22 protein-coding genes and 1 tRNA gene are annotated in these 24,814 nt (G+C 67.3%); 4 read left to right on the top strand and 19 right to left on the bottom strand.

Going from position 1 to position 24,814, the window contains the following annotated elements; genetic code table 11:
• Window position 1 precedes the first annotated feature (1 nt).
• The 11 genes from ACERIM_RS00265 to ACERIM_RS00215 form a co-directional block, all read right to left on the bottom strand.
• The gene (locus ACERIM_RS00265; protein ID WP_373630661.1) at window positions 2-652 is read right to left on the bottom strand and encodes a hypothetical protein; all 651 of its coding nucleotides are present in this window, start codon (window positions 650-652) and stop codon (window positions 2-4) included.
• Complete coding sequence (locus ACERIM_RS00260; RefSeq protein ID WP_373630660.1) at window positions 649-1,533, bottom strand: HEAT repeat domain-containing protein; 885 nt, start codon at window positions 1,531-1,533, stop codon at window positions 649-651. The genes ACERIM_RS00265 and ACERIM_RS00260 overlap by 4 nt, the downstream gene beginning before the upstream one ends.
• On the bottom strand, window positions 1,530-2,561 hold the full coding sequence (locus ACERIM_RS00255) for an ethylbenzene dehydrogenase-related protein (protein ID WP_373630659.1): 1,032 nt from the start codon (window positions 2,559-2,561) through the stop codon (window positions 1,530-1,532). Before ACERIM_RS00255 ends, ACERIM_RS00260 begins: the two co-directional genes overlap by 4 nt.
• Complete coding sequence (locus ACERIM_RS00250) at window positions 2,558-3,259, bottom strand: molecular chaperone (RefSeq protein WP_373630658.1); 702 nt, start codon at window positions 3,257-3,259, stop codon at window positions 2,558-2,560. The genes ACERIM_RS00255 and ACERIM_RS00250 overlap by 4 nt, the downstream gene beginning before the upstream one ends.
• A 4-nt stretch (window positions 3,260-3,263) precedes the next feature.
• On the bottom strand, window positions 3,264-4,445 hold the full coding sequence (locus tag ACERIM_RS00245) for a 4Fe-4S dicluster domain-containing protein (RefSeq protein WP_006648828.1): 1,182 nt from the start codon (window positions 4,443-4,445) through the stop codon (window positions 3,264-3,266).
• Window positions 4,445-7,606 carry a molybdopterin-dependent oxidoreductase gene (locus tag ACERIM_RS00240; protein WP_373630657.1) on the bottom strand — a complete coding sequence of 1,054 codons (3,162 nt, stop codon included), beginning with the start codon at window positions 7,604-7,606 and terminating at the stop codon, window positions 4,445-4,447. The genes ACERIM_RS00245 and ACERIM_RS00240 overlap by 1 nt, the downstream gene beginning before the upstream one ends.
• 214 nt (window positions 7,607-7,820) lie before the next feature.
• Window positions 7,821-9,116 (bottom strand): glutamyl-tRNA reductase, encoded by a 1,296-nt coding sequence (gene hemA, locus ACERIM_RS00235; protein WP_373630656.1) that lies wholly within the window; start codon window positions 9,114-9,116, stop codon window positions 7,821-7,823.
• A gap of 4 nt (window positions 9,117-9,120) precedes the next feature.
• The gene (locus tag ACERIM_RS00230) at window positions 9,121-10,341 is read right to left on the bottom strand and encodes a radical SAM protein (protein WP_373630655.1); all 1,221 of its coding nucleotides are present in this window, start codon (window positions 10,339-10,341) and stop codon (window positions 9,121-9,123) included.
• On the bottom strand, window positions 10,338-11,468 hold the full coding sequence (locus ACERIM_RS00225) for a hypothetical protein (RefSeq protein ID WP_373630654.1): 1,131 nt from the start codon (window positions 11,466-11,468) through the stop codon (window positions 10,338-10,340). The genes ACERIM_RS00230 and ACERIM_RS00225 overlap by 4 nt, the downstream gene beginning before the upstream one ends.
• Window positions 11,465-12,607 carry a hypothetical protein gene (locus ACERIM_RS00220; protein ID WP_373630653.1) on the bottom strand — a complete coding sequence of 381 codons (1,143 nt, stop codon included), beginning with the start codon at window positions 12,605-12,607 and terminating at the stop codon, window positions 11,465-11,467. The genes ACERIM_RS00225 and ACERIM_RS00220 overlap by 4 nt, the downstream gene beginning before the upstream one ends.
• Window positions 12,608-12,633: 26 nt before the next feature.
• Window positions 12,634-14,460 carry a cytochrome D1 domain-containing protein gene (locus ACERIM_RS00215; RefSeq protein ID WP_049964323.1) on the bottom strand — a complete coding sequence of 609 codons (1,827 nt, stop codon included), beginning with the start codon at window positions 14,458-14,460 and terminating at the stop codon, window positions 12,634-12,636.
• A 251-nt stretch (window positions 14,461-14,711) separates the two neighbouring features.
• Between ACERIM_RS00215 and ACERIM_RS00210 the strand changes: the two genes are divergently transcribed.
• Window positions 14,712-15,137, top strand: coding sequence for a hypothetical protein (locus ACERIM_RS00210; RefSeq protein ID WP_373630652.1), 426 nt, complete (start codon window positions 14,712-14,714; stop codon window positions 15,135-15,137).
• A gap of 12 nt (window positions 15,138-15,149) precedes the next feature.
• Here the strand turns inward: ACERIM_RS00210 and ACERIM_RS00205 are convergent, their stop codons facing one another.
• Window positions 15,150-15,815 carry an MBL fold metallo-hydrolase gene (locus tag ACERIM_RS00205; RefSeq protein WP_373630651.1) on the bottom strand — a complete coding sequence of 222 codons (666 nt, stop codon included), beginning with the start codon at window positions 15,813-15,815 and terminating at the stop codon, window positions 15,150-15,152.
• 102 nt (window positions 15,816-15,917) lie between these two features.
• On the opposite strand from ACERIM_RS00205, the gene ACERIM_RS00200 reads away from it, so the two are divergent.
• Entirely contained in the window at window positions 15,918-16,406 is a 489-nt protein-coding gene (locus tag ACERIM_RS00200) for a DUF411 domain-containing protein (RefSeq protein ID WP_373630650.1), read from the top strand.
• 167 nt (window positions 16,407-16,573) lie between these two features.
• On the opposite strand, the gene ACERIM_RS00195 is transcribed toward ACERIM_RS00200, so the two are convergent.
• Window positions 16,574-16,647, bottom strand: a tRNA-Lys gene (locus tag ACERIM_RS00195).
• 158 nt (window positions 16,648-16,805) lie between these two features.
• Here ACERIM_RS00195 and ACERIM_RS00190 point away from each other — a divergent pair.
• A complete protein-coding gene (locus ACERIM_RS00190; protein WP_006648818.1) occupies window positions 16,806-18,260 on the top strand; it encodes a DHH family phosphoesterase in 1,455 nt (484 codons plus the stop codon).
• A gap of 21 nt (window positions 18,261-18,281) precedes the next feature.
• Here the strand turns inward: ACERIM_RS00190 and ACERIM_RS00185 are convergent, their stop codons facing one another.
• The 5 genes from ACERIM_RS00185 to ACERIM_RS00165 all read right to left on the bottom strand — a co-directional run bounded on the left by ACERIM_RS00185 (window position 18,282) and on the right by ACERIM_RS00165 (window position 23,152).
• Window positions 18,282-18,575 (bottom strand): PRC-barrel domain-containing protein, encoded by a 294-nt coding sequence (locus tag ACERIM_RS00185; RefSeq protein WP_006181638.1) that lies wholly within the window; start codon window positions 18,573-18,575, stop codon window positions 18,282-18,284.
• Between the two features lie 89 nt (window positions 18,576-18,664).
• Entirely contained in the window at window positions 18,665-19,435 is a 771-nt protein-coding gene (locus ACERIM_RS00180; RefSeq protein WP_373630649.1) for an enoyl-CoA hydratase/isomerase family protein, read from the bottom strand.
• A gap of 86 nt (window positions 19,436-19,521) precedes the next feature.
• On the bottom strand, window positions 19,522-20,667 hold the full coding sequence (locus ACERIM_RS00175) for a phosphotransacetylase family protein (RefSeq protein ID WP_373630648.1): 1,146 nt from the start codon (window positions 20,665-20,667) through the stop codon (window positions 19,522-19,524).
• Window positions 20,664-22,775: an acetate--CoA ligase family protein gene (locus tag ACERIM_RS00170; RefSeq protein ID WP_373630647.1), complete on the bottom strand. Its 2,112-nt coding sequence runs from the start codon at window positions 22,773-22,775 to the stop codon at window positions 20,664-20,666. The genes ACERIM_RS00175 and ACERIM_RS00170 overlap by 4 nt, the downstream gene beginning before the upstream one ends.
• A gap of 26 nt (window positions 22,776-22,801) precedes the next feature.
• The gene (locus ACERIM_RS00165; protein ID WP_373630646.1) at window positions 22,802-23,152 is read right to left on the bottom strand and encodes a hypothetical protein; all 351 of its coding nucleotides are present in this window, start codon (window positions 23,150-23,152) and stop codon (window positions 22,802-22,804) included.
• Between the two features lie 188 nt (window positions 23,153-23,340).
• On the opposite strand from ACERIM_RS00165, the gene ACERIM_RS00160 reads away from it, so the two are divergent.
• Entirely contained in the window at window positions 23,341-23,787 is a 447-nt protein-coding gene (locus ACERIM_RS00160) for a hypothetical protein (RefSeq protein WP_373630645.1), read from the top strand.
• A gap of 6 nt (window positions 23,788-23,793) precedes the next feature.
• Here the strand turns inward: ACERIM_RS00160 and ACERIM_RS00155 are convergent, their stop codons facing one another.
• On the bottom strand, window positions 23,794-24,813 hold the full coding sequence (locus ACERIM_RS00155) for a metal ABC transporter permease (RefSeq protein ID WP_373630644.1): 1,020 nt from the start codon (window positions 24,811-24,813) through the stop codon (window positions 23,794-23,796).
• Between the last annotated feature and the right edge of the window lies 1 nt (window position 24,814).

Below are 24,814 nucleotides of genomic sequence, written 5' to 3'. Positions count from 1 at the left end.
GTTACCAGGCCTCGAATTCTTCTGCGTCGTCGTCGGGGTCGCGCTCGTTCATCAGGGTCCCGCCGTAGGGGCGGAAATCGAGGTTGTACGCGTTCGCAACGTCGTCCAACGCGTCCTCGCGCTCGGCGATCGCCGCCGTATCGAACTCGAAGGTCTCGACGGCGTCGACCAACTCGTCGTCGCTCACTCGGCCCTCCGCGTAGCCCGCCGCGATGCCGTCCCGGACGACGTCGGCGTTGCGACGGAGCCGCTTTGCGTCGTCGAACTGCTCGCGCAGGTCGTCGTCGAGGCCACCCCGGTCCAGCGGGATCTCCTCGAGCAGCGCGGTCGCTTTCCGATCGAACTGATCGGCCATCTTCAACAGCTCGATCACCTGTTTCCGCGGCTCGAGTCGGTTCCAGGCGTCGCGGGCCTCGTCGGCGACGACGGCATCGATCGCTTCCTCCCACTCGGTCGAGCGCTCGACGTCTTCGAACGCCTGCGCGACGAACGCGCCGACGTGATCGTCGGGGATCGTCACGCCGAGTGACTCCTCGAGACCGCCGGCGGCGCTGCCGTCGGTCGTACAGCCGTCGTCATCGTGGGCCGACTCCGAGTCGGTGGTCGCGTGCGGTTCCTCGCCCGTGGGTGTGCTGTCGAGTTCGTAGGTCATCGTCGATCACGCTGTCCCTGTGTCAGGCCGTCGATCGAGCCGGCCGGCCCCCGACTCGGGCCGGGGCCCTGTTGCTCCCGTCGGGAGCCCGGCCCGCCGCCGGGCGCGGCGCCGTCCTCGAGTCCGGCATCGATCTGGTCGGGGTCGACGCCGCGGGCCGTCGCGAGCGCCCGCTTTGCCGACCGACGGACGTCGTCGCTGCGGTCGTTCAGTCCGTGGCGCTCGAGGACTGCCTCGGCGCGGTCGGTGCCGAGATCCCCGAGGCTGGTCGCGGCCTTGGCGCGGACGAACGCCTCCGGATCGCGGGCCAGGACGGCCGCGAGGATCCGGACCGCGTCTTCGATCTCGTCGGCGTACTCCCGCAGGTAGTCGGCCGCGTACTCCCGGACGCCGGAGTGGGGATCGTTCTTGATCCGTTCGATCAACAGCTCCTGGGAGGCCGCCCCGGTCTTCGAGAGGGCGATGACGGCGTTGCGCCGTACCCAGCCGCTGTCGTCCTCGAGGGCCGCCCGAAGCGGCTCTTCGTTGCCGGGTTCGGCCCGCGACTGTGCTACGACGGCCTCGGAACGGACCCACTCGTGGTCGTCGGAAAGCGCCGCCCGGATCGCCTCGTGGGCCGGCTCGGCGTCGCCCGAACTGGCGGCGAGTCCGAGGGCTTCGACGGCGAACTGTCGGACGTCCTCGGAGCTGTCGCCGGTCGCCCGCTCGGCCAGCGCTCCGATGGTCGCCGGTTCCAGCCCGTCGTCGGCGGCCGGATCGACCAGCCCGAGCGCCCCGCGTCGGCGATCGCGTTCCCGATCGGACTCGAGCCGGTTTCGAAGCGTTGCCTCGTCGTCGTCGGGTGCCCGGCCGCGGGCACTTCGGTTCGCGTAGTCGGTCATTCTCGGAGCCTCCAGTAGCTGACGAGCCACGCGGCGACCGTCGCGAGCAGCGTCACGGCGGGCCAGTTAGTCGCGGAACTGGCAAGCCAGCCGGCCGTCTCGGTCACGCTGGCCACCGCACCGCCGTCGCTCGCGTCGGTGTCGCCGTCGTCGCTCTCGTCGTCGGCCGCACTGAGCGTGCCGTCGTCGGTATCCAGCGTCAGATACTGGTACGACAGCGACTTCTGGCCGTTCGCCTCATCCGCGCTGCCGTTCCAGACGGCGTAGGTGAGATACATCTGTTCGCTGTCCTCGAACTCGGCGTCGTACTCACCGCTGGCGTCGTGTTCGCGCTGGAACACGACCGCCCAGCCGTCGTCGGTCCGCTCGCCGTTGGCCGAGACGGGCTGGGTCTCCGCGTGGGTCAGCGAGCCGTACCCGGTCGCGTAGTAGTTTTGCCCGTATCGGGTGTAGCTCGACTGTGAGAGCGGGTTCCCCGCCGCCTGTCCCGGCTTCGTCCGGTCGTCCGGATGCGGATACGCGTACATGTCGCCGCCCGGATCGGACTCCGAGAACTGCCAGCTCGAGCGCCAGTACCAGATGTTGACCGGGTCGCCGTTCGCGCCCATGACGATCGGCGGCTCGCTCCCGCTGCGGAGCATGACCGCCGCGGCGTCGCTGTAGGCGTTGGGCTCGTTGATCTCGGTGTCCTCGGTCGGGTCCTCCCACTCCAGACGGAAGGCGACGTGCGTGTCGTTCGTGACGGCCTGGACGTCTACTTCGTCGATGCTCCCGCCGCCGTAGGGGGTCGCCATCTGCTGGGCGTCGAGCGACAGCGTCTCGGTGTCAGCATCGTCCCACGCGTCGGCGTCGGGCTCCGCGGGCACCGAGTCCACCGAGTCCATCGGCTGCGGGCCGATCGTCAGGACCGCGACGACCGCGACCTGAACGACCAGCACGAGACACAGCACGACCGCGGCCAGCTTCGTTGCGCCGCGTGCAGCGTCGTGTTCGATCGAGATCGGCCCGATCTCGGTGCGGGCGCTCACGGAGCCTCACCTCCGCTCGCCGCCTCCGCCGAGACGGTCGGCTCGGGATGTTGCCCGTTGTCGTAGGTCACCAACTCCTCGACGAGGTCCGCCGCGGCGACGTAGGCGTCCTCGTCGGTCGCCTGCCGCAGGTCATGTGCCAGCGCCGGGACGAACTCGACGAGGTGATCGGCAAGCACCGTCGCCTCGGCCTTCGCGACCCGCTCGGCCGCGACCGGCTCGTCCGACTCGAGTGCCACCGCTCGCTGGCCAGCCAGAACTTGCGCTAACTCGAGTTCGGCGGCGACGTGGTCCTGTCGCTCGGCGAAGTCGTCGCTGGGTTCGAGTCCGAACTCCTCCAGCAGCCCGACGACAGTCGCGATCCGGCGCTGCTCGCTGCTGATCTCGTCGCGGGTCGTGTAGTGGGCTTCGTAGGGGATCACCGCGTACGTGCCGTCGTCGCTCGGGAGGCCGAACAGGTTGTTGTAGGCCACCTGCAGGTCCTCCGCCGGGGTTTCCTCGAGGGCCTCGAGCAGCGTGATCGCCTCCTCGGTGACGCCGACGGTCTCGGCGGCGCGTTCGATCCCCTCGCGGGCCGCGGGATCGAGTAGTTCGCTGACTGTCTCCTCGCTCGGATAGGTAAACGCCGCGGCAGCGCCACAGTAGAGGGTGGCCCGCGCGGCGTGGTACTCGGAATCGGGTGTGTCGTTCGGTGTCATTGATCTATGGCTGATTAGTCCACATCTCGCCCTCGCGGACCTCCATCTCCTCCTCGAAGGGGATGTCGACGACCTTGTTCCCCTTGCGGTCCCACCCCTTCACGCGGTGTTCTTTGACGGTGTAGGTCTCGATGAGGCGGGTGGTCGCGCCGAACAGTTGGAGGATGCCGAGGGTGTGGTGGCTCGGGTTGCGGACCCGATCCTGGACGATCTTGACCGATTCTTCGAAGGTGCTGCCTGGCCACTCGTTTTGCTTGTCCTCGGTGTTGGGCGTGAACATCTGGGTGAGGAACTCCGGCGGCACGTGGTAGGGCGGCATGTAGAACACCTGCGGCCGGGTCCCGAACTGCGGGTACAGCGGGAGCGCGATCTTCTCGTCGCTCTTCGCGAGGTAGTTGACCGGGCTCCGGCCGGCCGCCGCCGACGTGTTTCCGCCTGGGTGGCCGGCGTCGGGACCGCGGTTGATGTTGCCGTGCAGGCGCGTCTTCCCGATACACGAGGAGACACAGCGGGGGACGTTGCCCTCCTCGATACGGGGGAAACAGCCGACCGGCTTCTCCGAAACGCCCGTCTCGGGGTTGTACATCGGCTTGTGGTACGGACAGGACTTCACGCACTTGCGGTAGCCCCGACACCGCTCCTGGTCGAGCAGGACGATCCCGTCCTCCTCGCGCTTGTAGATCGCCTTGCGCGGACACGCAGCCAGACAGGCGGGGTTCTTGCAGTGGTTACAGAGCCGCGGCAGGTAGAACTGCCACATGTCGTGGTACTCGTCTTCCTCGAGGTCGCTCTCGACGACGTCGCCGGTGGGGTACTCGCCGTGGACCTGGTCGTCGCCCAGGGCGGGGTACTCCCATTCTTCCTTCTGGGCGATGTAGCCCTTGGCCGCCTCGCCGTCCTCGGCGGCTTCGAAGATGGTCTCGTTCTCGCCTAAGTCGTCGAGCAGGCGCATGTCCCAGCCCATCGGGTAGCCGCCGTAGGGCTCGGTCTCGACGTTCATCCACCACATGTACTCCTCGCCCTCCCCGCTCGTCCAGGTGGACTTGCAGGCAAAGGAGCAGGTGTTGCAGTTGATACACCGGTTGATGTTGATGATCATCCCCCAGTGCCAGTCGCGTTCCTCTTCGCGGTGTTCGTAGGGGTAGCTGTGCTCGCGGCCGAGTTGTGGGTTGTAGGTCTCCGGCATCAGCTGTCACCTCCCTGCAGCGATCCGCTCACGTAGTCCTGGAACAGTTCGTCTTTCCGCGCGTCGCCGGGCCACCAGTCCGCCTCCTCGTATTTCTCGACTTCCACGAGGTCGTCGCGGTTCGTTCCCGTCGGTGCCCAGACGGTCTCCTCGTAGCCGTGCTCGAGTTCGGCTCCCTTCCAGACGATGTCGTCTTCGACGTGTTCGGAGATGTTCGGATCGCCGAAGACGGACTTGTGGACGAGGTCGTCGGTCTCCTGGGCCGGGTCGAGCCAGATGTTCGTCGTGACGTTGTATCCCTTGACGCCGTCGCCTTGCTCCTCGTCGTCGGGGAAGTGCTGGGGCCACCAGCCGTGCCAGATGGTCAGCTGGCCCATGTCGCCGGCCGAGCGGGGGCGCTGGCGCTCGCTGACCATCACGCGCACGACGAGGTCGCCGCGCTTGCCGGTGATCCGGACGTAGTCGCCGTTCTCGACGTCGATGTCCGCGGCGTCCTCGGGGTGCATCTCGACGAACGCCTCGCCAAGCGGCGGGGTCTCCTCGGTCTCGCCCTCGCCCTGCGGGAACGAGAAGTCATCAACTAGCCGCTCGGTCCCCTCGGGATCGGCGTTCGTCGAGCCGAAGTCACGCGACGACCAGATCAGGTTCCAGTCGGTCATCCCCCACGAGGAGTGGGTCCGGTACTTCGGGTGGGGCGTGTTGTAGTAGAACTGGTACTCCTCGTCGTGATACAGCGGGTTCTCCTCGTCTTTCGCCTCGTCCCACTTCTTGTTCACCCCGTAGGGCGTCCCTTCGGGGCTCTCGATGTGGTCGAGATCGTCCCGGCCCAGCTCGAGGAACCGGTCCTCCTCCTTGTGGAACTCCATCCGGCCGGTCTTGGTGTAGAACGGCCGGTCCTCGTTGATCTGGGAGTAGAACGGGATCCGCGGATACGTCTTCAGCTGGAGCCGCTCGGGACCGTCCTCGATGTCCTCGACGTCGATGTCGCGGGTCGTCATCCCCGCGTCGAGCGTCTGCTGGATGTAGTCGCGGACGTCCTTGTCGTCGTCGAGGAACTTCTCGAAGTACGCTCGGTAGGAGTCGACGTTCCGTTCCTCCGGCGGGATCTTCTCATCTAACTTCTCCGCGACCATCGCGACGGCCTCGCCGTCCTGTTTCGTGTCGTAGATCGGGTCCATGACCCCGTGATCCATGTGGATGAAGGGGTTCTCCGGGCCGACCGTGATGTCGGGATACTCGCACTCGAGCCAGGAGGGGACCGGGAGCACGATGTCCGCGTGGCGCGCGGAGTAGGTCATGTGCATGTCCGAGACGATCGAGAGTTCGTTGCTCGTGTCCGGATGTTTGACGAAGTTCTCGATGACGTGCTCCTGATGTTTGGTCTGGTTCAGGAGGTTGCAGTTCATCGTCCACAGGATCGTGGGCTTCGACATCGTGTACGACTCGGCGTTGGTCGGCATCACCGGCTCCTCGGCGTCGCCCTGTGGCACGAGGTCGAGTTCGCGGTCGAAGTCCCCGCGGATCTCGTGGGCGTCGAGCTGTTCGCCCCCGAAGAACGCGAACGCGTAGCCGGGATACATCCCGTGGGCTGCATTGCCGTCGGGGTTGACGTACTCGGGGTAGCCGTCCAGCAGCTCGATCTTGTACTGGCCGGAGTAGTTGTAGTAGCCGGCCCCGCGCTCGCCGATGTTGCCAAGCATCGACTGGATGAAGAAGATCGTCCGCTGGAGCGAGTCGTTGGAGTGGAACCAGTGGTTGATCCCCTCACCGGTGAACCACTGGGCCTTCTCGGCGTCGGCGAACTCGCGGGCGGTCGTCCGGAGCCCGTCGGCCGGGATCGTCGTGATCTCCTCGACCGTCTCCGGATCGTAGTTCTCGAGGATGTTCGACTTCTGGCGGACGAAGTCGGTGTGGACGCCGACCGACTCGCCGTTTGCCAGCTCGAGTTCGGTGTCGACCTCGAGTTGGGGAGTCGCGGGCGTCTCCTCGCCGACCTCCTCGCGGGTGACGGAGACGGGATCGCCGTTCTCGTCGAGGGCGACGAAGTCGCCCCAGTCGTTTTCCTCGTGGCGTTGCTCGCTGTCCTCGGCGGGCGGCTCGTGGTCCTCGAAGACCTCGTGGGCGCGGAGGTACTTCCCGTCGTCCTGCCGGATCAACAGCGGCAGGGTCGTGAACTTCCGCATGAACTCCTTGTCGTAGAGTTCCTCGTCGATGATGACGTGGGCGACGCCCAGGGCAAAGGCGGGGTCGCTGCCCGGGCGGACGGGGAGCCAGCGGTCGCACTTCTGGACCGTCGGCGAGTAGTCGGGGTAGACGCCAACCATCTTGCCGCCGCGCTCGCGGGTCTCCTGGAGGAAGTGGTTGTCCGCGAGCTTGTTGTGGATCAGGTTCTTCCCCTGCATGATCGTGTAGTCGGCGGCCCGCCAGGCCGACGCGTCGGCGTCGCTGGTCTGATAGCCCGTCGTGATGACGTGACCCGGCGGCAGGTCGGCGTACCAGTCGTATTCGGTCCACTCGCAGCCGCCGAAGATCGAGGCCAGCCGCCGGCCGGCCCCGTGGCGGGTGATCAGCCCGTCGGACTTGATCGCGTTGAAGATGTGGAACCGCTTCTCGTCCTCGAGACTCGCCATCTTCTCGGCGATCAGGTCGATCGCTTCGTCCCAGGAGACGCGCTCGAACTCGTCCTCGCCGCGGCCCTCGGGGTTGGGGTCGTCGGGGCTCCACCCCTTGCGGACCATGGGATACTTGATCCGGCTGGGCTCGAACGTCCGACGGTGCAACGTCAGCCCCTTCATGCAACCGCGCGGGTTCCAGTGGCGGGTGACCCCCGCCTCCTCGTAGCCGCCGGGGCCGCCCGGACCGGGGCTGCCCTCCTCCTCGTGATAGATCTGTTCGGCCCTGATCGGGACCCCGTTTTTCATGTAGAAGTTCAGGGCACACGACTGCGTACAGTTGGGGTGGCAGACGGTCCAATCGACCGAATCGTACTCGTAGATGTCGTGGTAGACCTCCTCCCAGTCACGGTTGGGATAGGCCTTGAGCGGGTTGTCGACCTGTGTGATGGAGTCGACGGATTGGGTCGCTCCCCACGCGGAGCCGAGCAGGGCACCGACCGTCCCCGTCCCGGCAGCCGCCAGGAAATCGCGACGCGAGAGACTCATCGTCGACCACCTCGTGTGGCGGAGCGTTTCGATAGCATACATGACGGCGTTGCTACTCGATTCTTTAACCCGGTCCGCCTGTTCCCACGCGTTGGGGACGCTACCGCCAGAATCCCGCTAATGAGGGGTCTTCAAGTGGGGGCGAGAATGCGTGGCCCACCCTTCCGACGACCCGCCCGCGGTAACCGGCGGCCGCGAACACCAGCGCCCGCAGTCACTCCGACCCCTCGCAGTCGAGGTCGAACAACCGATGGGTGGCCTCGATGACCGCGTCGTCGCCGTCGCGGGCGGCCGCCCGGAGGCGCTCAGTCGGCGTGCCAAGCAGCGATCCGGTCAGTGCGCTCGCGAAGTCCTCGAGGACCGCCTCGGCGTCGGCCCCGCTCGCGAGCCGGTCACGGGCCCGCTCGAGTTCGCTCTCGCGGATCGCGGCCGCCGTCCGGTGGAGTTCGCGAAGCGTGTCTTCGGCACGGTTCTCGCGTTCCCGATCGACGAAGGCCGCGACCGCGTCAGTGATCGCGTCCTCGACCGCCGGCACCGCCGCCCGCCGACCCGCGACGGCGGCCGCGATCCGGCGCTGGATCGCGTCGAGGGACACGACCGGCACGGCCGATCGGCGGACGGGTTTGGCGACGTCCGGCGGGGTCGCCAGGTCCACGACCGGCGTCTCGGACGCGACCCCCTGTATTGCCTCGAGCGTCACCACCGGGTCCGGCGCGCCCGTCGCCGTTACGATCGCGTCGGCGTCGGAAAGTGCGGCTTCGAGAGCATCGAGCGGCCAGTACCGGCCGTCGTCGGTCGGCAGTTGGGACGCGGCCGAGCGGTTGACGGCGTCGACGCGGCAGTCCCAGCGGTGGCCGGCGGCGCTGGCCACTTCGGTCGCCATCTCGCCGGCACCGACGACGACGAGCCGGTCCGGGACCCCACCCGCGTCGGCGATGGCCTCGCAGGTCGCGCTCCCGTAGCCGACCGTCCCCTCGTCGATGTCGGTCTCGTCGCGGCAGCGCCGCCCCACCGAGACGGCCGCGTCCGCGGCCCGGGTCACCACGCCGCCGGCGAGGTCCGCCTCGAGCGCCGCATCGAACGTCCGCCGGAGTTGGCCGAGGACGTGTGCCTCACCGACGACAGCGCTCTCGAGGCCGCAGGCGACCCGGAACAGGTGTTCGACGACTGCGAGTCCGGTCTCGGTCCGTGCGCCGTCGGGATCGCCCAGTGCCTCGCGTGCGGCCTCGAGCCCCGCGTCCCGGTCGGCGGGCGTCCGCGTGCTGAGATACGCCTCGACGCGGTTGCACGTCGAGAGGACGACCGCCTCGGTGACGCGGTCGTGGGCCGCGATCCGCCGGGCGGCGGCGACGGGGTCGTCCGGAGCGACCGCACCCAGTTCCCTGGCCGAGCGGCTCTCGTGGTCGAGCCGGTAACACGCGAGTCGGCGGACGCTCTTCGGCACCGCCGCGGCCGGCGACGGCTCGGGCTCGGTCCGCGCATCCGGGGGCGCTAAATCGGGGGCGTACATGGGCCTACTCGAGCGCTGCGGTCGCGTCGACCGGTGGCGCGTGATCGGTCGGCAGTTCGTCGGTGCTGTACTCGGCCTCGGTGAGATAACACCGGGGATCCTCGGCCCAGAGGTCGTCGTGGACCGCCGCGGCGCGGGCTCGGGAGTTCCCGCCACAGACCTCCTTCCACGGACAGCGGCCGCATTTCCCCTTCAGGTGGTCGGTCGGTTCGGCCAGTTCGTCCCAGAGGTCGCTGTCGGCGAGGATCTCGTCGAGTCGGCGCTCGCGGACGTTCCCGAGCGTGTACTGCGAGAGGAACATGCTCGGGTGGACGTCGCCGCGGTGGTCGACGTTGACGACCTTGGGGCCGGCGTCGCCGTTCTTGACCACGCGACCGGGGCCGTCGTCGAACAGGAGCTTTCGAGCCCGGTCCGCGTGGGCCGGCATGTCCTCCCGAATCCGGTGGTAGAGATAGACCGCGTCGGCGTAGTTGCCGGCGGTCAGAATCTGCATATCCGGGTGGGTGTCGGCGAGGGCTTTGGTGCGCTCGTAGAGGGCGTCGACGACCGCCCGCGTGCGTTCGAACGACAGGTCGGCGTCGGTGATGTCCCCGCCGCGCCCGGAGTAGATCAGGTGGAAGACGTTCACCCGGTCGATCCCCTCCTCGACGGCGAGGTCGATCACGTCGGGGACGTCGTCGACAGTCCCCTCGGTCATCGTACACCGGATGCCGGTCCCCATCCCGGCGTCGCGAGCGTTGCGGAGCCCGTTCCGGGCCCGCTCGAACGCGCCGTCGACGCCGCGGAACTCGTCGTTGGTCGCCCCGACGCCGTCAAGCGAGACGCCGACGTACTGCATCCCCGCGTCGGCGACCGCTTGTGCGCGCTCCTCGGTGAGGAAGGTCCCGTTGCTCGAGGCGATCGGCCGAATCCCCTGCTCGGACGCGTATCGGGTCAGTTCGGCGATGTCGTCCCGGAAGAACGGCTCGCCGCCGCTGAACACGAGTACCGGGACGTTCACCGCGGCCAGCGAGTCGATGAACGATTTGGCCTCGGCCGTCGACAGTTCCTCGCTGTCGCGCTCGTCGCAGGCCCCGAAGTAGCAGTGCTTACACTGTAGGTTACAGGCGGGGGTCGTGTTCCAGACGACCAGCGGAACGAGCGCGTCGCTCGCGTGGCGCTTCTCGTATCGGATCTGTTCCGGTCGGTTGTCGAGTCCTCTGATGAGTCGTGTGAGATCGATCATTGGTCCACCTCCGGGCGGAAGATGCCGCTCGGTTTCGCGCCGAGTCCGTCGATCCGGCGGCCGACGGTAACGTCCGTCGGCCGATCGTCGGCCAGCGGCCGCGTGTCGAGTACTGCGAGATCGGTCCGTTCCATGTTCCCGACGTAACACTCCTGGCCGTCGGGCCCAAAGACGACGTGGAGCGGTTCGCCACCGACTTCCACGCGGCCGGCGACGGTGAGGTCGGTCAGGTCCAGCATCGTCACGAACGGTTCCTCGTAGGAGTCGACGACGGCGTAGCGGCCGTCCGGCGTCGTCGCGGCGAAGCCGGTCGTCGTCCCGACCTCGAGCAGCCGTTCGGTCGGCGAGTCGTCGCCGGCCGCGACCGCCTCGAGGTCGACGACGGCGACGCGGTCGTCCTCGCGGGCCGGGAACAGGCCGTACCGGTAGTCCGGCCCGTCGGCGACGGCGAACCCGTGAGGGTCCACTCCCGTCTCGGCGGTACAGCGAACCCGCTCCGTGGCCGGGTCGACGAACGAGGCTGACGACCCGCCGGCGTGGTTGGCGACCACCAGCCCCTCCGCGAGGACGTACAGGTCGTGTGGCTCCGCGCCGACCGGAATCTCGGCCTCGAGGTCGAGCCCGGGATCGGCACCGAGGACGGCGATCTCGTTTTCCGTCTTCTGGCCCACGTAGAGCCGATCGTCCGGCCCGATTCGCATCCCGGAACTCCGTGAGAGCGGCCGTGTTCCCGCGGGCTCGAGCCGGCCGTCCTCGCCGATCGCGAACGCGAGGACGCCGGGATCCGACGACGCCGGCAGGTCGACTGCGGTCCCGACGAACAGCACGTCGCCGTCCGGACCGAGCGCGCTCCCGACGGGCATCGTCCCGAGCCGATCGATGCGCTGGACGGTCTCGAGCCGGTCGAGGTCGACCACCTCGAGGTGGGCGCTGGCGATGTACAACAGGTACGCGACCGGCTCGGTCGGGTGAAACAGCGCCGTGTGCGGGTATCGGCCCTCTCCGAGGTCCGCGACGACCTCGCCCGCGGCGAGATCGACCGCGCTGAAGTGGCTGCTGGCGGCGTTTTTGACGATCGTCGGCACACCGGACGAGCGGGCGCTCGCGGTGTCGGTGTCTGGTGTCATTGGTAGCTCCCTCTATCGGTACGAAAACAGCCCGCAGGGGCCGCCCCGTCGGGCACGTCGATGGTCGCCGCGATCGGGTTGGAGTCGCCGGCTCGAACGCCGTCGACGTCGACGACGGTCACGGTGTCGGCGTCGACGCTGGGGACGTAACAGACCCGGCCGTCCGCGCTGAATCGCGGGTGACGCGGCGTCGACCCGGTCTCGACGCGCGCGACGACGTCCAGGCTCGCGGGGTCGAGGAACGCGACGCGGTCGTCGTCGTACGCGTCGACGGCGAGCAGGGACCCATCGGGGGTAACGTCGGGAAAGGCCGTGGGCGTTCCCAGCGAGACGCGATCCGTGGCTGTCGCATCGGTCTCGCCGCGGCGGACCGACTCGAGGTCGACGACCGTGAGGCCGTCGTCCTCCGTGTCTCCGACGACCCAGCGGTCGCTGCCCGGGACGGCGGTCCCGCCCCTCGGGTTCGGGGCCGGGACCGTCCCGAGGACCGTCGCCTCGAGCGTGTCGACGAAGGTCACGCTGTCCCCGTCGGCGTTGTTCACGCCAAGCAATCCCCGGGTCGGTTCGTGGGCCAGGTCCTGTGGCCCGGCACCGACCGCGAACCGATCCAGGACGTCGAACGGGGGCGTTGCGCCGATCCGGAGCAATTCGTCGTCGTCTCGTAGCGCGACCCACACGTCGTTGCCGGCGCCGACGGCGAGGCCAGCGGCCTTCCCGATCGGGAGTTCGGCGACCGGTTCGATCCGCTCGCCCGCCGTCCGAAAGACGGCCAGCCCCGGGCGGTCGTCGCCCGGGAGCCCGCCGTAGGTACTGACGAACAGGTACCGTCCCGTCCGACTCAGCACCGCTCCCACGGGCGCAGTCCCGACCGCGTCGACGCGGTCCGCGACGGAGAGCGTCCAGCAATCGAGGATCTCGAGCGCGTTCGACCCCATGTAGGGGACGTACGCCCAGCGGCCGCCGGGACGGACGGCCAGCGCGTGTGGCTGGCGGCCGTCGCCGATCCGGCCGAGCGGCTCGTGGGTAGCCGCGTCGATCACCGTCAGCCCCTCCCCGCGGAGGTGCTTGACGAGTGCGAGCGGTCCCGCCGGTCGTCGGTCCGTCCGCGTTCGCGGGGTCGCGTTACTGGTATCGGACATGTGCCTGTGGGAACGGTCGATCGCAGTCAGTGCCCCTCCGCGCGGACGCCGAGGAACTTGCCGGTCGGTGCCAGCAGGCCCTCGATCTGGGTCAGCAGCTCGCCCGTGTTCGGATCGAACACGAGGATCGATTCGTTCTCGCCCTGCCAGACGCTAATGTAGACCTTCTCGCCGTCGCGGCTGAACTCGGGGTGGATCGCGGCCGCGGCACCCCACTGGCTACAGTCGATCTCCTGATCGACCTCGAGGGTCTCGGGATCGATGGTATAGACGTAGGCGTCGTCCTCGCTGTCGGTAAGGATGACGTCGGCCCAGACGTAGTCGCTGTTCTCGTGTTTCCGGATGAACAGCCCGGAGCCCCTGACGTCGATCATCTCCTCCGTTTCCCAGGTTTCGGTGTTCCAGACGCCGACGCTCGGCGCACCGGCGTGGGTGGTAAAGGCGAGGTCTTCGTCGGGATACAGTGCGCCCGGGCCGGGGTGGGGAACCCCGTCCATCGGGATCGCGGCGACGTGGCTCCGTTCTTGCGTGTCGATGATGTCCATCTGGTTGTCCGTCTGCGAGGCGATCATGAAGTAGCGACCGTCCTCCGTGAAGAAGCCGTCGTGGAGGGTACGCCCGCACTCGATGGTCGCGACGACCGGGAACTCGTCTTGCGTGTAGTCGATGAGCCACACCTCGCCGCCCTCTTTCAGCCCCGCGAGGAAGAGTCCCTCCTCGGGGACGTCGTACAGCGAGCAGACGCGGCTCCCCAGACTCTCACCGTCCGGGTTGACGGTGTGGGTCGGGATCCGCTTGATCGGCTCCATCGTCTCGGCGTCACAGATGACCAGATGGTTCGGGTTGTAGAACCCGCCGATCACGTAGTCCCCGTCCCGAGAGACGGCGATGTCCCGGGCGTCCGTCCCGGCGTCGGCGACGGCGACCCGCTCGAAATCGAACAGATCGATCTTGTACATCTCACCCTGTCTAGATTGGGTGTAGACGTACGCGCCCTCGCGCGTTTGCTCCGGCAGGTCGGGGTGGAAGTCGTGGACGTGGATCGCCTTCCCGACGTTCTCGACCCGCTCCATGAACTCGTCGTTGACCGTATCGATCATCGCGACCGAGCCGTTGTTGCGCTCGGTAACGACCATGATATCGCGCAGGTCGAGGTCGTGGCTGGGCTCCTGGGCCAGTTCGCTCTCCTCTTTGAGGATTTCGTGGCGCTCCGTCAGCGTCTCCATGTCGGTAAAGTCCACCTCGTCGACGGACTCACCCTCGGGGACGACGTACAGCTGCCCGTTCATCTGGGCGTGGCCGTCCCCGCAGTAGACCGAACACTCGAAGTCGAAGGTCCCCTCCTCGTCGGTCACGAACGTTACCGAATCGATGACTTCGTCGTCCGTACTCTCGGGCAGTTCGACCGGCCCGACGTCGTAGGGGTCCTCGAGGTAGAACGTGTGCATCGCGAAGTCCTCGTTCTCCTCGAAGGTCGACTGCGTGAACTCGATCGTGAGTTCCGTGTTCGGTGGGACCCGGATCTCCTGGGGATCGAACTCGTATTGCTTGGCGGCCAACTGGACGGTTTCGCTCCGCTCGGCCGACGGCGTCTCTCCGTCGGACTCCCCGTCGTCCGACGAGTCATCGTCATCGTCATCGTCGCCGGCACAGCCCGCCAGCGCAGCCGACGCCGCGACGACGCCGCTGGTCTTGATGAACGTCCGGCGGCCCGGACTGGGCAACCCCATTTCGAAACTGAGGTCGTCATCGAACTCCAAGGTCTCCGCGATCTCCCTCGAAGCGCTCAAGTGACGCTTGATTCGTTCCTCGTGTTCCGCAACCGACTCGGCCGGTGACTCGGATCGTGACATACTGGGCACCTCTCCGGTCGAACGTCTGGGACCCACACCTATAACCCGGCAGCAACGTTTCGAGTTCGCGAGAGGTCACGGGAAGATGTTCGTAGCGGGTTTTTTCAGTCGTGAAAGCATGTCGAACTCCCGGCGAAAACCTGCTCCTTATGCCCTCTAAACTCCATTTTGATCGGTAGCGTTCGATTTCGGTTCCCAGCCCGTAGGATTCGTCGGTACAGCCATTTATAAGGTAATAGATAGTTGAGACCATGACGTCTGACAGTTCCGAGTCGAAACCCCGCGGCGATCGAATGACCACCGGCTTCTTCGAGGACGTCCTGACCGAGTACCTCGCGGACGGCCGGATCGAGTCGGGCGTCGTCAGACTCCGGCTGGACGACGGGCGAACCCGCCGGTTCGTCGTCGGCGACGACACCGAGTCGATGCACGCCTACGAGTACGTCCGACGGGAACTCGCGGAGGCACAGCGCCTGATCGAGGGCAACGACGATCGGTTCGACCAGCCCGTCGAGTTCTCGGTGCCGGTCCGCGACGAGGACCGACTCCTGGCCGAACTCGAGGACGAGGGTGCCGTCACCACCTGGATCAAACCGGACGGGTTCGGCCTCCTGCTCGAGCATCTCCGGGCGATGGCCGACGAACCCGCGCCTGATCCGTCCGACGCGACCGAGTGAGACGACGGCCGATCAGAACAGTTCGACCCGGATCCCGTCGGCCTCGAGGTCGTCGGCGAAGGTCTCGGCATCGGTCTCGATCGGGTCGAACGTGTCGTAGTGTTCGGGCAGGACCAACTCGGGCTCGACGCTCCGGGCGAAGGCGGCGGCCTCGTGGCGATCCATCGTGAAGTGCCCACCGATCGGCGGGACGAACACGTCGGCCGTAACCGACTCGTGATGGGGCAGGAAGTCCGTGTCCGAGGGGAAAAACACCGTCGTCCCCTCGAGGGCAAGCACTACCCCGATCACCTCCCCATCTGCGTGGAACGGCTTCCCGTCCTCGTCGACGTGGTCGCCCGTGGGGTCGTTGTACGCCGGCACCGTCCGCACGTCGATCCCGTCGACGGTCGCCTCGCCCTCGTAGGGCAGGTCGACGACGTCGAACGCGAGGTCACTAGTGTCGATCTCCTCGTAGGCCGCGACGGTCACGTCCGGCCCCGCGACGGCCTCGATCGCGGCCGCGTCGTAGTGGTCCATGTCGTCGTGTGTGACAAAGACCACGTCGCCGTCCGCGGGTTCGCCCGCGAGGACCTCGCCCCACGGATCGACGTAGATCACGGTCCCGTCGTCAGTTTCGATGCGGACGCTCGCGTGGCCGGGTCGCTCGAACTCGAGTCCCTCGTAGGTGACGGTCATCGTGGCTCGAGAGTACGGTGCGGGTCGTCTTATAGACCGGTTCCCACCAGTCTGGAACGACCACTACGGAAACGAACCCGCGGCGCGACGGTCCGAGTACCCGTGACTCATACGTCGAGACGGACGCTGCTGACGGCCGGTGCGAGTACGATCGGGCTCGCCCTCGCTGGGTGTCTCACCGACGGTGCCGGTGAACGGACGCCGGACGAACCGATTCCGGCCACTACCGCGACGATGTACAAGGGCCCGAACTGTCGCTGCTGTGATTCGTACGGAGAGCATCTCGACGCGTCCCTCGAGACCGACCTCGAGACCGTCGTCGCGAACGATCTCACGGCGGTGAAAGACGACCGCGGGATCGACGCCGACCTTCGGAGCTGTCACACGGTGGAACTGGACGGCTACCTCGTCGAGGGTCACGTCCCGGCCGCGACCGTCGCCACGCTGCTCGAGGACGAACCCGAGATCGCCGGGATCGCGTTGCCGGGAATGCCGTCGGGGTCTCCGGGAATGGGCGGCGAGAAACGCGGCACGTGGCAGGTGTACGAACTCCGTTCCGGCGACGAGCCGGCCGTCTACGCGGAGTTGTGATTCCCGCTCGATCGGCGTACACGGATTCGAGTCGCTGTCGCCGGGCGCGATTATGAACTACGCCGAGACGTTCCAGTTCGCTCGCTGCGCTCGCTTACGGGCTGCGACTCGTCTAGTTCAAATCGCTCTGGCCGCTTTGCTCCTCACGAAAGTGTTCGTCGCAAAAGCGGGCCGGGCGCGATTTGAACACGCGACCGTCTGATTAAGAGTCAGACGCTCTGCCGGACTGAGCTACCGGCCCTGTACCTCCGACTTTCCGTCGGTCCTTCAAATACGTTTCCCTTGGTCGGTGCCGTGGCAGTGATCCACGAGCGTACATCCCTCGAGTCGTGCAGGTCGGCTCTCAGGACGTACCACTCTTCGGGAGGGTTAAGTGCGGTGGGTCCGACCACTCGGGCAATGAGTACGGGGGTTACGATTTCGTCCATCTCCGATTACGCTATCTTGGGTTGCGGGAGCGTGGGATACGCCGTGGCGGAGGAACTCGTCGAACAGGGTAAGGACGTGCGGATCATCGACCGCGACGAGAGCCGCGTCGAGTCGCTGCGCGATCAGGACTTAGACGCCCGGCGGGCCGACATCCGCGAGCCGGAGGCCGCGGAACTGGTGGCCGATCGAGACGTGGTCCTCATTCTGGCCTCCGACGTCGAATCGAACAAACGCGCCGTCGAACACATCCGCGCGGCCGACGACAGTCAGTTCGTCGTCGCACGCGCGAGCGACCCCGTCTCCGGCGACGAACTCTCCGAACTCGGGGCCGACATCGTCATCAACCCCTCCTCGGTGATCGCCGAATCCGCCCTGCGGGCGCTGGAATCGGGCGAACTCGAGTACAACGCGGGCAAGCTGGCGGATCTCGTCGAGGAGACGGCGACGCGGCTGGCGATCGTCACACAGGACAGCCCCGATCCGGACTCGATCGCGTCGGCGGCGGCCCTGCAGGCGATCGCCGACCACCTCGGCATCGAGTCGGACATCATCTATCTGGGTGACGTGGGCCACCAGGAGAACCGCGCGTTCGTCAACCTGCTGGGGATCGATCTGGTCCAGTGGGACGAGATCGAGGACCAATCGGTCTACGACACCGTCGCCCTGGTCGATCACGGCACCGCGGGCGAGATGGAACTGCCCGTCGACATCGTCATCGACCACAACGAGTCCGAATCCGAGTCCGAACCCGAGTTCGTCGACATTCGGCCGAACATGTCCTCGACGTCGACGATCATGACGAAGTACATCCAGGAGTTCGACATGAACGTCTCCGAGGAGGTCGCCACCGCCTTGCTCTACGGCATCCGCGCGGAGACCCTGGATTTCAAACGCGACACCACCCCTGCCGACCTGACCGCCGCGGCCTATCTCTACCCCTTCGCGAACCACGACACCCTAGAACAGGTCGAGTCGCCGTCGATGTCACCCGAAACCCTCGACGTCCTCGCGGAGGCGATCACCAACCGCGACGTTCAGGGGAGTCACCTCATCTCCAACGCCGGCATCGTCCGCGATCGCGAGGCACTGACCCAGGCCGCCAGCCACCTGCTGAACCTCGAGGGCGTGACCACGACCGCGGTCTTCGGGATCGCCGACGAGACGATCTTCCTCGCCGGCCGCTCGAAGGACATCCGCATCAACATCGGGAAGGTACTCGAGGACGCCTACGGCGAGATGGGCGAGACCGCGGGCCACTCGACGCAAGCCAGCGCGGAGATCCCGCTTGGTATCTTCACCGGGATCGAGATCTCGGAGGACACGCGAGATACCCTACTCGAGCTGACCGAAGAAGCAGTCAAACGGACGCTGTTCGACGCGATGGGCGTCGAGGGCGGCGGGAGCGAAGGCTCGAACGGGAGCTAAGCGCCGCGAAACGGAATCCGATCAGGCCAGCAGTTCGTCTTCTTCCTCGTCCGGTTCGCGAACCCGTTCGACGACGTCGTTGATCAGGATGATATCGCCGACCGAGCGGACCCAGCGGTAGGGGACGATGATGCCCTGTCCGGTCCGGGCTTCCTCGGCGAACAGTTCGCTGTTCAGGTTCGCGAGTGCGAGGCCGGAGACGGCCTCGCCGTCGATGTTCAGTCGGAGATCCTCGACCTCGCCCACGAAGACGCCGTTGTTCGAGTAGACCTCGCGGCCGACGAGGGAGGTGATCTCTTGGGGTGTGTCGTCCATGTCAGGGTGCATGCGTGGCGGACTCTTAATTCTTGGTCAGACGTGACAGTCACCGCAGCGAACCCGACGGCGACGACTCGAGTCCGTCGTCACTCGTAGTCGGGTTCCCGGCCCTCGCGGAAGGCGGCGATCGATTCGACGAAGTCCGGATGGCGCACGCACTGTTCGTCGAGCGCGTGCCGATACGCCCGTCCGCGGGCGATCTCGTCGGCCCGGTGTCGCACCATCGCCCGCTTCGTCTGCGCGACCGCGTTCGGACTCCGCCGGGCGATTCGACTGGCCACGTCGCGGACCGCGTCGTCGAGGCGGTCGGGGGCGACGACGCGGCTGAAGAGATCGGTGTCGGCGACCGCCTCGGTCTCGAGGACACCACCGGTGAAACACAGTTCCCGGGCGAGTCCCTCGCCGAGTTCCTGACAGAGTCGCTCGAACGGCGGGACGACCCCCATCCTGATCTCGGCCGGACAGAGCGTCGCGTCGGTCGCGGCGATCCTGAGATCACAGGCCATCGCGAGTTCGTAGCCGCCACCGTAGGCAGGACCGTTCACCCGCCCGATAATCGGGACGGACACAGCCTCCATGCGGGCGTACAGCGCCGAGAAGGAGTCCAGGTAATCGATCACGGCATCGGGGTCGTCGGCTCGAGCGGCGAAGACGTCGACGTCGGCCCCCGCCGAGAACGTCCCGCCCGTGCCGGTAACGACGATCGATCGAACGGCGTCGTCCGCCGCGGTCGCCTCGATGCGGTCTCCGAGATCAGCGATAACGGCCGGCGACATCGCGTTGCCCGTATCGGGTCGGTCGATCGCGACGGTCGCGTACTGCTCCGCCTCAGCGTGAGAAACGGTAACGTCAGTCATCCGTACGGGGGCGACTTCAGCCAGCGACAAAAGCGAATCGCCGAGCAGTCGCGACCAGTGGCGGGAAACGGCTCGGTTCCCCGGCTCTACTCGAGAACCGAGTCGACGTCGGCATGGTCCGACAGCAGCCGCTGCATGCGGTCGACGGTGTCGGCGGTGTGGGTCCGGCCGCTCCGGACGACGTCTTCCGCGCGCTCGACGGTGGTCAGCGTGTCCGTCCGGACCGACAGGATCGGGACGCCCTTCTCCCGGGCTTTCCCGGTGATCGCGCTCGAGGGCCGGTGACCGCCGGTGAGGATGAGACAGCGGACGCCGGGGGCCTCGAGCGCCGCGGTGTGGATCTCGGCTCGATCGCCGCCGGTGATGACGGCGGCGTCTCGCGTCCGGCGGAAGTGTCGCAGGGCGCTGTCGGCCCCCATCGCGCCGACGGTAAAGCGCTCGACGTAGCTTTCGGCCCCGTCCGCGACGAGGGTCTCGGCCCCGAGTTCGTCGGCCAGGTCCGCGACGGTCACGCCCGATAGCTCCCGCTCGCTCGGGAGGACGCCGTGGACCGGAATCCCCCGTCCCTCGAGGAACGGGACGACGTCGGTCTCGAGCCCGTCGTAGGCCGCGTCGGAGACGCCGTTGAAGACGACGCCGGCGAGCCGGTCGCCGAACCGGTCGGCGGCGGCGATGATATCGTCGACGTCCGCGGGGATCTCGTAGGGGGCGACCAGCAGGACGCGGGCGTCGAGCAGTTCCGCCACGTCGGGGTCCGCGAGGTCGACGATGCCGCCGACGTCGTAGCGGCCGCCGCCCTCGACGAACATGCGGTCGCGGTCGGCCGCAAGCGTCTCGAACGCCTCTTGGACCCGCTCGCGGAGTTCGTCGGGGTCCTCGCGGCCGCGGATCGCCTGCTCGATGAACGTCGGCGAGTAGACGACCGGCTCGAGGTCGTGGAGTTCGGCCGCCAACTCGAGCAGGTCGCGGGCGAGCAGCGGGTCCTCGTCTAAGGTCTTCCCGACGTTGCTCTGGAGGCGGGTCCCCTTGGGTTTCATGTAGCCAACGCTGTCGCCCTCGTCGGCCGCCGCGAGGCGGGCCAGCGCGAGCGTGATCGCCGTCTTGCCGGCGCTCGCCTCGAGCGAACTGACGAGCAGCGTGTCGGGGTCGCCGCGAACGGCGGTGGTCGCGTCGTCGGTGTCGGTGGTCGTCTCGCTGTCAGCGGTCGTGGGAACGGAGTCTGGATCGGTCATGGGTCTGTCGTGTCGAGGTCGTCCGGATCGACCGTGAGCCGCAGGTCGATCGCCTGTACGCCATCGGGGCCCGCCACGAGCGGGTTGATGTCGAGTTCGAGGATCGACGGGAAGTCGGTCACCAGCTGTGAAAGCCGCTGGATCGTCTCGACGACGCCGTCGATATCGGCCGGCTCGCGGCCGCGTGCGCCGCGCAACAGCGGCGCGGCCTGGATCTCGTCGACCATCTCGCGGGCCTCGGCCTCGCCGAACGGGGCGACCCGAACCGACGTGTCCTCGAGGATCTCGACGAAGATACCGCCGAGCCCGAACAGGACGAGCGGACCGAACTGCGGGTCGCGGTTCATCCCGACGATCGTCTCGGTCGACGCCTCGAGATCGAGCATCTCCTGGATCTGGACGCCGACGATCGTCGCGTCGGGCTGGTAGTTTCGCGCCCGTGCGACCACGTCCTCGTAGGTGTCGGCGACGTCCGCGTCGCTGACGCCGACTCTGACGCCGCCGATATCGGATTTGTGGGAGATGTCGGGGCTGACGATCTTCATGACGACATCACCCTCGATCGATTCGGCGACCTCGCGGGCGCGGTCCGGATCGTCGACGATCTCGCTCCGCGGCGTCGGGATCCCGTAGGCCTCGAGCAACTCCATCGACTCGACGCCGAGGCGGTTGTCGTCGCGGCGTTTCGTCCGGGCGAGGATCTCGCGGGCGCGCTCGCGGTCGACGTCGAACGTCGCCGGTTCGTCGACCGTCCGCTCGCGGATATCCCGGAACCGCGCGAGCGCGTCGAGTCCAGAGACCGCCCGCGAGGGATCGAAGTAGTTCGGGATCCCCGACTCGCGCAGCGTCGCCTCGGCGTCGCGGGCCCGCTTGCCGCCCATCAGGCAGGTGACGACCGGCGTATCGTGGGTCTCGAGCTTCTCGATGACCGTCTCGGCCAGGTCGTCGTAGGAAAGAACGGCGGTCGGCGCGGCGACGACGACCGCGCTACCGACGTTGGGGTCCTCGAGGGCGATCTCCAAGGCCTCGCCGAACCGTTCGACGTCGGCGTCACCGATCGCGTCGATCGGGTTGTAGACGTTGGCCTCGTCGGGCATCGCCGCGGCGAGTCGATCGATCGTCTCGTCGGCAAAGCTGGCCATCTCGAGGGTCGAGTCGCCGACGGCGTCGGTCGTGAGGACGCCGGGGCCGCCGGCGTTGGTGACGACGGCGACGCCATCGGACTCGGGTTCGGGCAGGCCGGCCAGCGCCCGCGCGGAGTCGAATAGTTCTTGGACCGACCGTGCCCGGAGGACGCCGGCCTGCTCGAGGCCGGCCTCGTAGGCCCGCTCGCTGCCGGCGATCGCGCCGGTGTGTGAGGAGGCCGCCTGCGCGCCGGCATCGGTGCGGCCGGACTTGACGAGGACGATCGGGGTGTCGGCGGTGACCTCGCGGGCGGCCTCGAGAAAGCCCTGCCCGTCGTCGATGTCCTCTAGGTAGCCGATGATGACGTCGGTGTTCGGATCCGACCCCCACTCGCGGACGAAGTCCGTCTCGTCGAGAACGGTCTTGTTGCCCAGCGAGACGACGTCTCGAAAGCCGATCCCCTGTTCGTTGGCCCAGTCCAGCACGGCGGTGATGAACGCCCCGGACTGACTCATAAAGGAGATCGAGCCCTCCCGGGCGTCTTCGGGGCCGAAAGTGGCGTTCATCCCGTTTTCGGTGGCCATGATACCGAGGCTGTTCGGGCCGACGACGTTGAGGTCGTGTTCGGCGGCGATCTCGCGCAGTCGCCGTTCGCGTTCGGCACCCTCGCCGCCCGTCTCCGAGAAGCCGGCCGTGATGACGACGACATTCTCGGTACCGGCGTCGGCCACGTCCCGAATCGCCTCGATGACGATGTCGGGCGGTACTACGACCACCGCCAGATCGATCGGCGGCGCGCTCGTCGCGTCCTCGTAACACTCGAGTCCGAGAACCGTCTCGCGCGAGGGGTTGATCGGAACGACCTCGCCATCGAACCCGTCTCGCAGGTTCTCGAGGATCGCCCGGCCGACCGCGCCCTCGCGGTCGGTCGCGCCGACCACGGCGACGGTCTCGGGATCGAAGAGTGCGGATAACCGTCCCATCGCTCGATGGTTGTCCGGGTAGCGTGTTAAGCATATGGCGTGTTCCCGCCATCCGGTACCGGGCGTCGGAACGCCGCGCTCGAGAGGCGACCCTCACTCGGGGCGGCCGGAACTGGTGGCTCATCGTCGTGGGGTGACCGTCCGACCGCGTAGGCGAGTACACTGCCGGCGACGAGTTCGGCGAGTGGGACCGCCAGACGGAGGGTGGCGACCGCGCCGCCGGCCGCGGCGAGTAACGCGACGAGCGCGAGGGACAGCGGCTCACCCAGTACGTCCGCGACTCGAGTCCAGTAGACGTACCCGGGCGGCCAGAGAACGTAGCCGACGGCGAACGCGAGGACCGCGCTCGTGAGGACGCCGGTCGATCGACTGCGCATACGAACGTATCGGCACAGGACGACGTAATTACCGGGGTCGAAGCCGACTCGAGTCCTGGTGACGGACCGTGTTCGGGCCGGTCTCCCGAGTCGGAATCGATGCCGTGTCTCGAGCGGGCGATACATCGAGACCGACCGGGTCGGTACAGTTATCAGTTCGATATGTCGAATAGACTTATGTCTCTCCGATGTCTCAGCCACGTTCCCGACCGATCGCCGCCATCACCGCATTGCTGGCCGTCCTCAGTTTCGTGACCGCGGTACTGTACGTCGAAACGATCCCGGAAAACCCGCCCGGTGACGGGTTCGCGGCGGGCCTCACCGGACTCTTCGTGCTACTGTGTGTCGTCGTCGGCGTCCTCGCGCTCGCGGAGGCGGGGCTGTTGTTCCTCGTCGACCGCGTCCGTGAACCGACGGAACGGTCGCGACAGTTGCTCACGACCGGGGCCGTCGTCGGGAGCCTCTCGGTCGTCGTGCTGATCGTCCCCATGCTGATCGCGCACGTGTTCGACGTCTTCGTTCCCGGATACGGGCTCGGGATCGGGCTCTTGCTCGTTCCGATCGGCATCCTCTGTTCCGGCGTCGGCGCGCTCGCACAGCTCGTCGACGAGGTGCGCGCGAAATCCGGTTCGTGAACGGGCTCAGTGCGTCGAGATCGCGGCCGTCGAGCGACTCGAGGCGAAGATTGCGAGCAGGTAGCAGGCGATCGCGACGACGACGATCGAGCCGCCGGTGGGCAGCCCCTGCGAGATCGAGAGGGCGAAGCCGCCGATGACTGCGACCTGGCCGACGAGAATCGACAGGGTCAGCGTCTCGCGAAAGCTGTGGGCGACCTGCGTCGCGGTCGCGACGGGAACGACCAGCATCGCGGCGACGAGGATCACGCCGAGGATCTGCATCGCGCCGACGACGACGACGGCCGTCATCACGATCAGTAAGGTGTTGTACCAGGTGACGTTGAGTCGCGCGACGCGGGCGGCCTGCTCGTCGAAGGTGATGAAAAGCAGTTGCTTGTAGGTCGCGACGGTGACGAGGACGACGACGACGCTGATGACGGCCATCAGCCGCGCCCCCGAGGGGGTGACGACCGAGATGTTCCCGAAGAGATAGCCCTCGACGTTGAACCCGGTCATCCCGCGGCCGTAGCTGATGATGAGCGTGCCGACGGCGAAGCTCCCGGTCAGCATGATCGCGATCGGGACGTCACCGTAGGTGTCGGTCCGCTCGGCCAGCCACTGGACGCCCAGCGCCCCGAGGATGCCGACGACCAGTGCGACGAGCATCAGTGAGCCGCTCCAGCCGGTCATCGAACTCACCACGAGCCCGACGGCAACGCCGGCGAACGCAGTATGTGCCAGCGTCTCGCCGATCAGGGCCATCTCGCGGTGGACGAGATAGGTCCCGACAAGCGGCGCGACGACGCCGATCAGGATCCCCGTCGCGATCGAGCGCCACATGAAGGGATGGTAGAAGACGTTCGTCTCCAGGTAGTGATCGAGCCACCAGCCCGCGATCCGGGCCTGCTCGTAGATCACGTCCACGACCGGATACGAACGGAGCGCATCGATCGCCAGCAGGCCGACCATCGCCACCGCCAGAACCGCGGTCAGACCGATCCCGATACGCTCGAGCCGTCGGCGAAGGGAAGAGCGAGTCGACATC

It is taken from the genome of Natrinema sp. H-ect1 (genome assembly GCF_041821105.1).
In the GTDB taxonomy this organism is placed as follows: Archaea; Halobacteriota; Halobacteria; order Halobacteriales; family Natrialbaceae; genus Natrinema; species Natrinema thermotolerans.
The sequence above is the reverse complement of the archived record's forward strand: the minus strand, read 5'-3'. Positions and strand labels throughout refer to the sequence as shown.

Bases quoted from the DNA above. Each gene is read 5' to 3' on its own strand.
- ACERIM_RS00205 (WP_373630651.1), bottom strand. From the start codon at position 15,815: ATGACCGTCACCTACGAGGGACTCGAGTTCGAGCGACCCGGCCACGCG.
- ACERIM_RS00215 (WP_049964323.1), bottom strand. From the start codon at position 14,460: ATGTCACGATCCGAGTCACCGGCCGAGTCGGTTGCGGAACACGAGGAA.
- ACERIM_RS00225 (WP_373630654.1), bottom strand. From the start codon at position 11,468: ATGACACCAGACACCGACACCGCGAGCGCCCGCTCGTCCGGTGTGCCG.
- ACERIM_RS00220 (WP_373630653.1), bottom strand. From the start codon at position 12,607: ATGTCCGATACCAGTAACGCGACCCCGCGAACGCGGACGGACCGACGA.
- ACERIM_RS00190 (WP_006648818.1), top strand. From the start codon at position 16,806: ATGAGTACGGGGGTTACGATTTCGTCCATCTCCGATTACGCTATCTTG.
- ACERIM_RS00185 (WP_006181638.1), bottom strand. From the start codon at position 18,575: ATGGACGACACACCCCAAGAGATCACCTCCCTCGTCGGCCGCGAGGTC.
- ACERIM_RS00240 (WP_373630657.1), bottom strand. From the start codon at position 7,606: ATGAGTCTCTCGCGTCGCGATTTCCTGGCGGCTGCCGGGACGGGGACG.
- ACERIM_RS00170 (WP_373630647.1), bottom strand. From the start codon at position 22,775: ATGGGACGGTTATCCGCACTCTTCGATCCCGAGACCGTCGCCGTGGTC.
- ACERIM_RS00210 (WP_373630652.1), top strand. From the start codon at position 14,712: ATGACGTCTGACAGTTCCGAGTCGAAACCCCGCGGCGATCGAATGACC.
- hemA (WP_373630656.1), bottom strand. From the start codon at position 9,116: ATGTACGCCCCCGATTTAGCGCCCCCGGATGCGCGGACCGAGCCCGAG.
- ACERIM_RS00155 (WP_373630644.1), bottom strand. From the start codon at position 24,813: ATGTCGACTCGCTCTTCCCTTCGCCGACGGCTCGAGCGTATCGGGATC.
- ACERIM_RS00230 (WP_373630655.1), bottom strand. From the start codon at position 10,341: ATGATCGATCTCACACGACTCATCAGAGGACTCGACAACCGACCGGAA.
- ACERIM_RS00160 (WP_373630645.1), top strand. From the start codon at position 23,341: ATGTCTCAGCCACGTTCCCGACCGATCGCCGCCATCACCGCATTGCTG.
- ACERIM_RS00165 (WP_373630646.1), bottom strand. From the start codon at position 23,152: ATGCGCAGTCGATCGACCGGCGTCCTCACGAGCGCGGTCCTCGCGTTC.
- ACERIM_RS00175 (WP_373630648.1), bottom strand. From the start codon at position 20,667: ATGACCGATCCAGACTCCGTTCCCACGACCGCTGACAGCGAGACGACC.
- ACERIM_RS00180 (WP_373630649.1), bottom strand. From the start codon at position 19,435: ATGACTGACGTTACCGTTTCTCACGCTGAGGCGGAGCAGTACGCGACC.
- ACERIM_RS00245 (WP_006648828.1), bottom strand. From the start codon at position 4,445: ATGCCGGAGACCTACAACCCACAACTCGGCCGCGAGCACAGCTACCCC.
- ACERIM_RS00265 (WP_373630661.1), bottom strand. From the start codon at position 652: ATGACCTACGAACTCGACAGCACACCCACGGGCGAGGAACCGCACGCG.
- ACERIM_RS00260 (WP_373630660.1), bottom strand. From the start codon at position 1,533: ATGACCGACTACGCGAACCGAAGTGCCCGCGGCCGGGCACCCGACGAC.
- ACERIM_RS00250 (WP_373630658.1), bottom strand. From the start codon at position 3,259: ATGACACCGAACGACACACCCGATTCCGAGTACCACGCCGCGCGGGCC.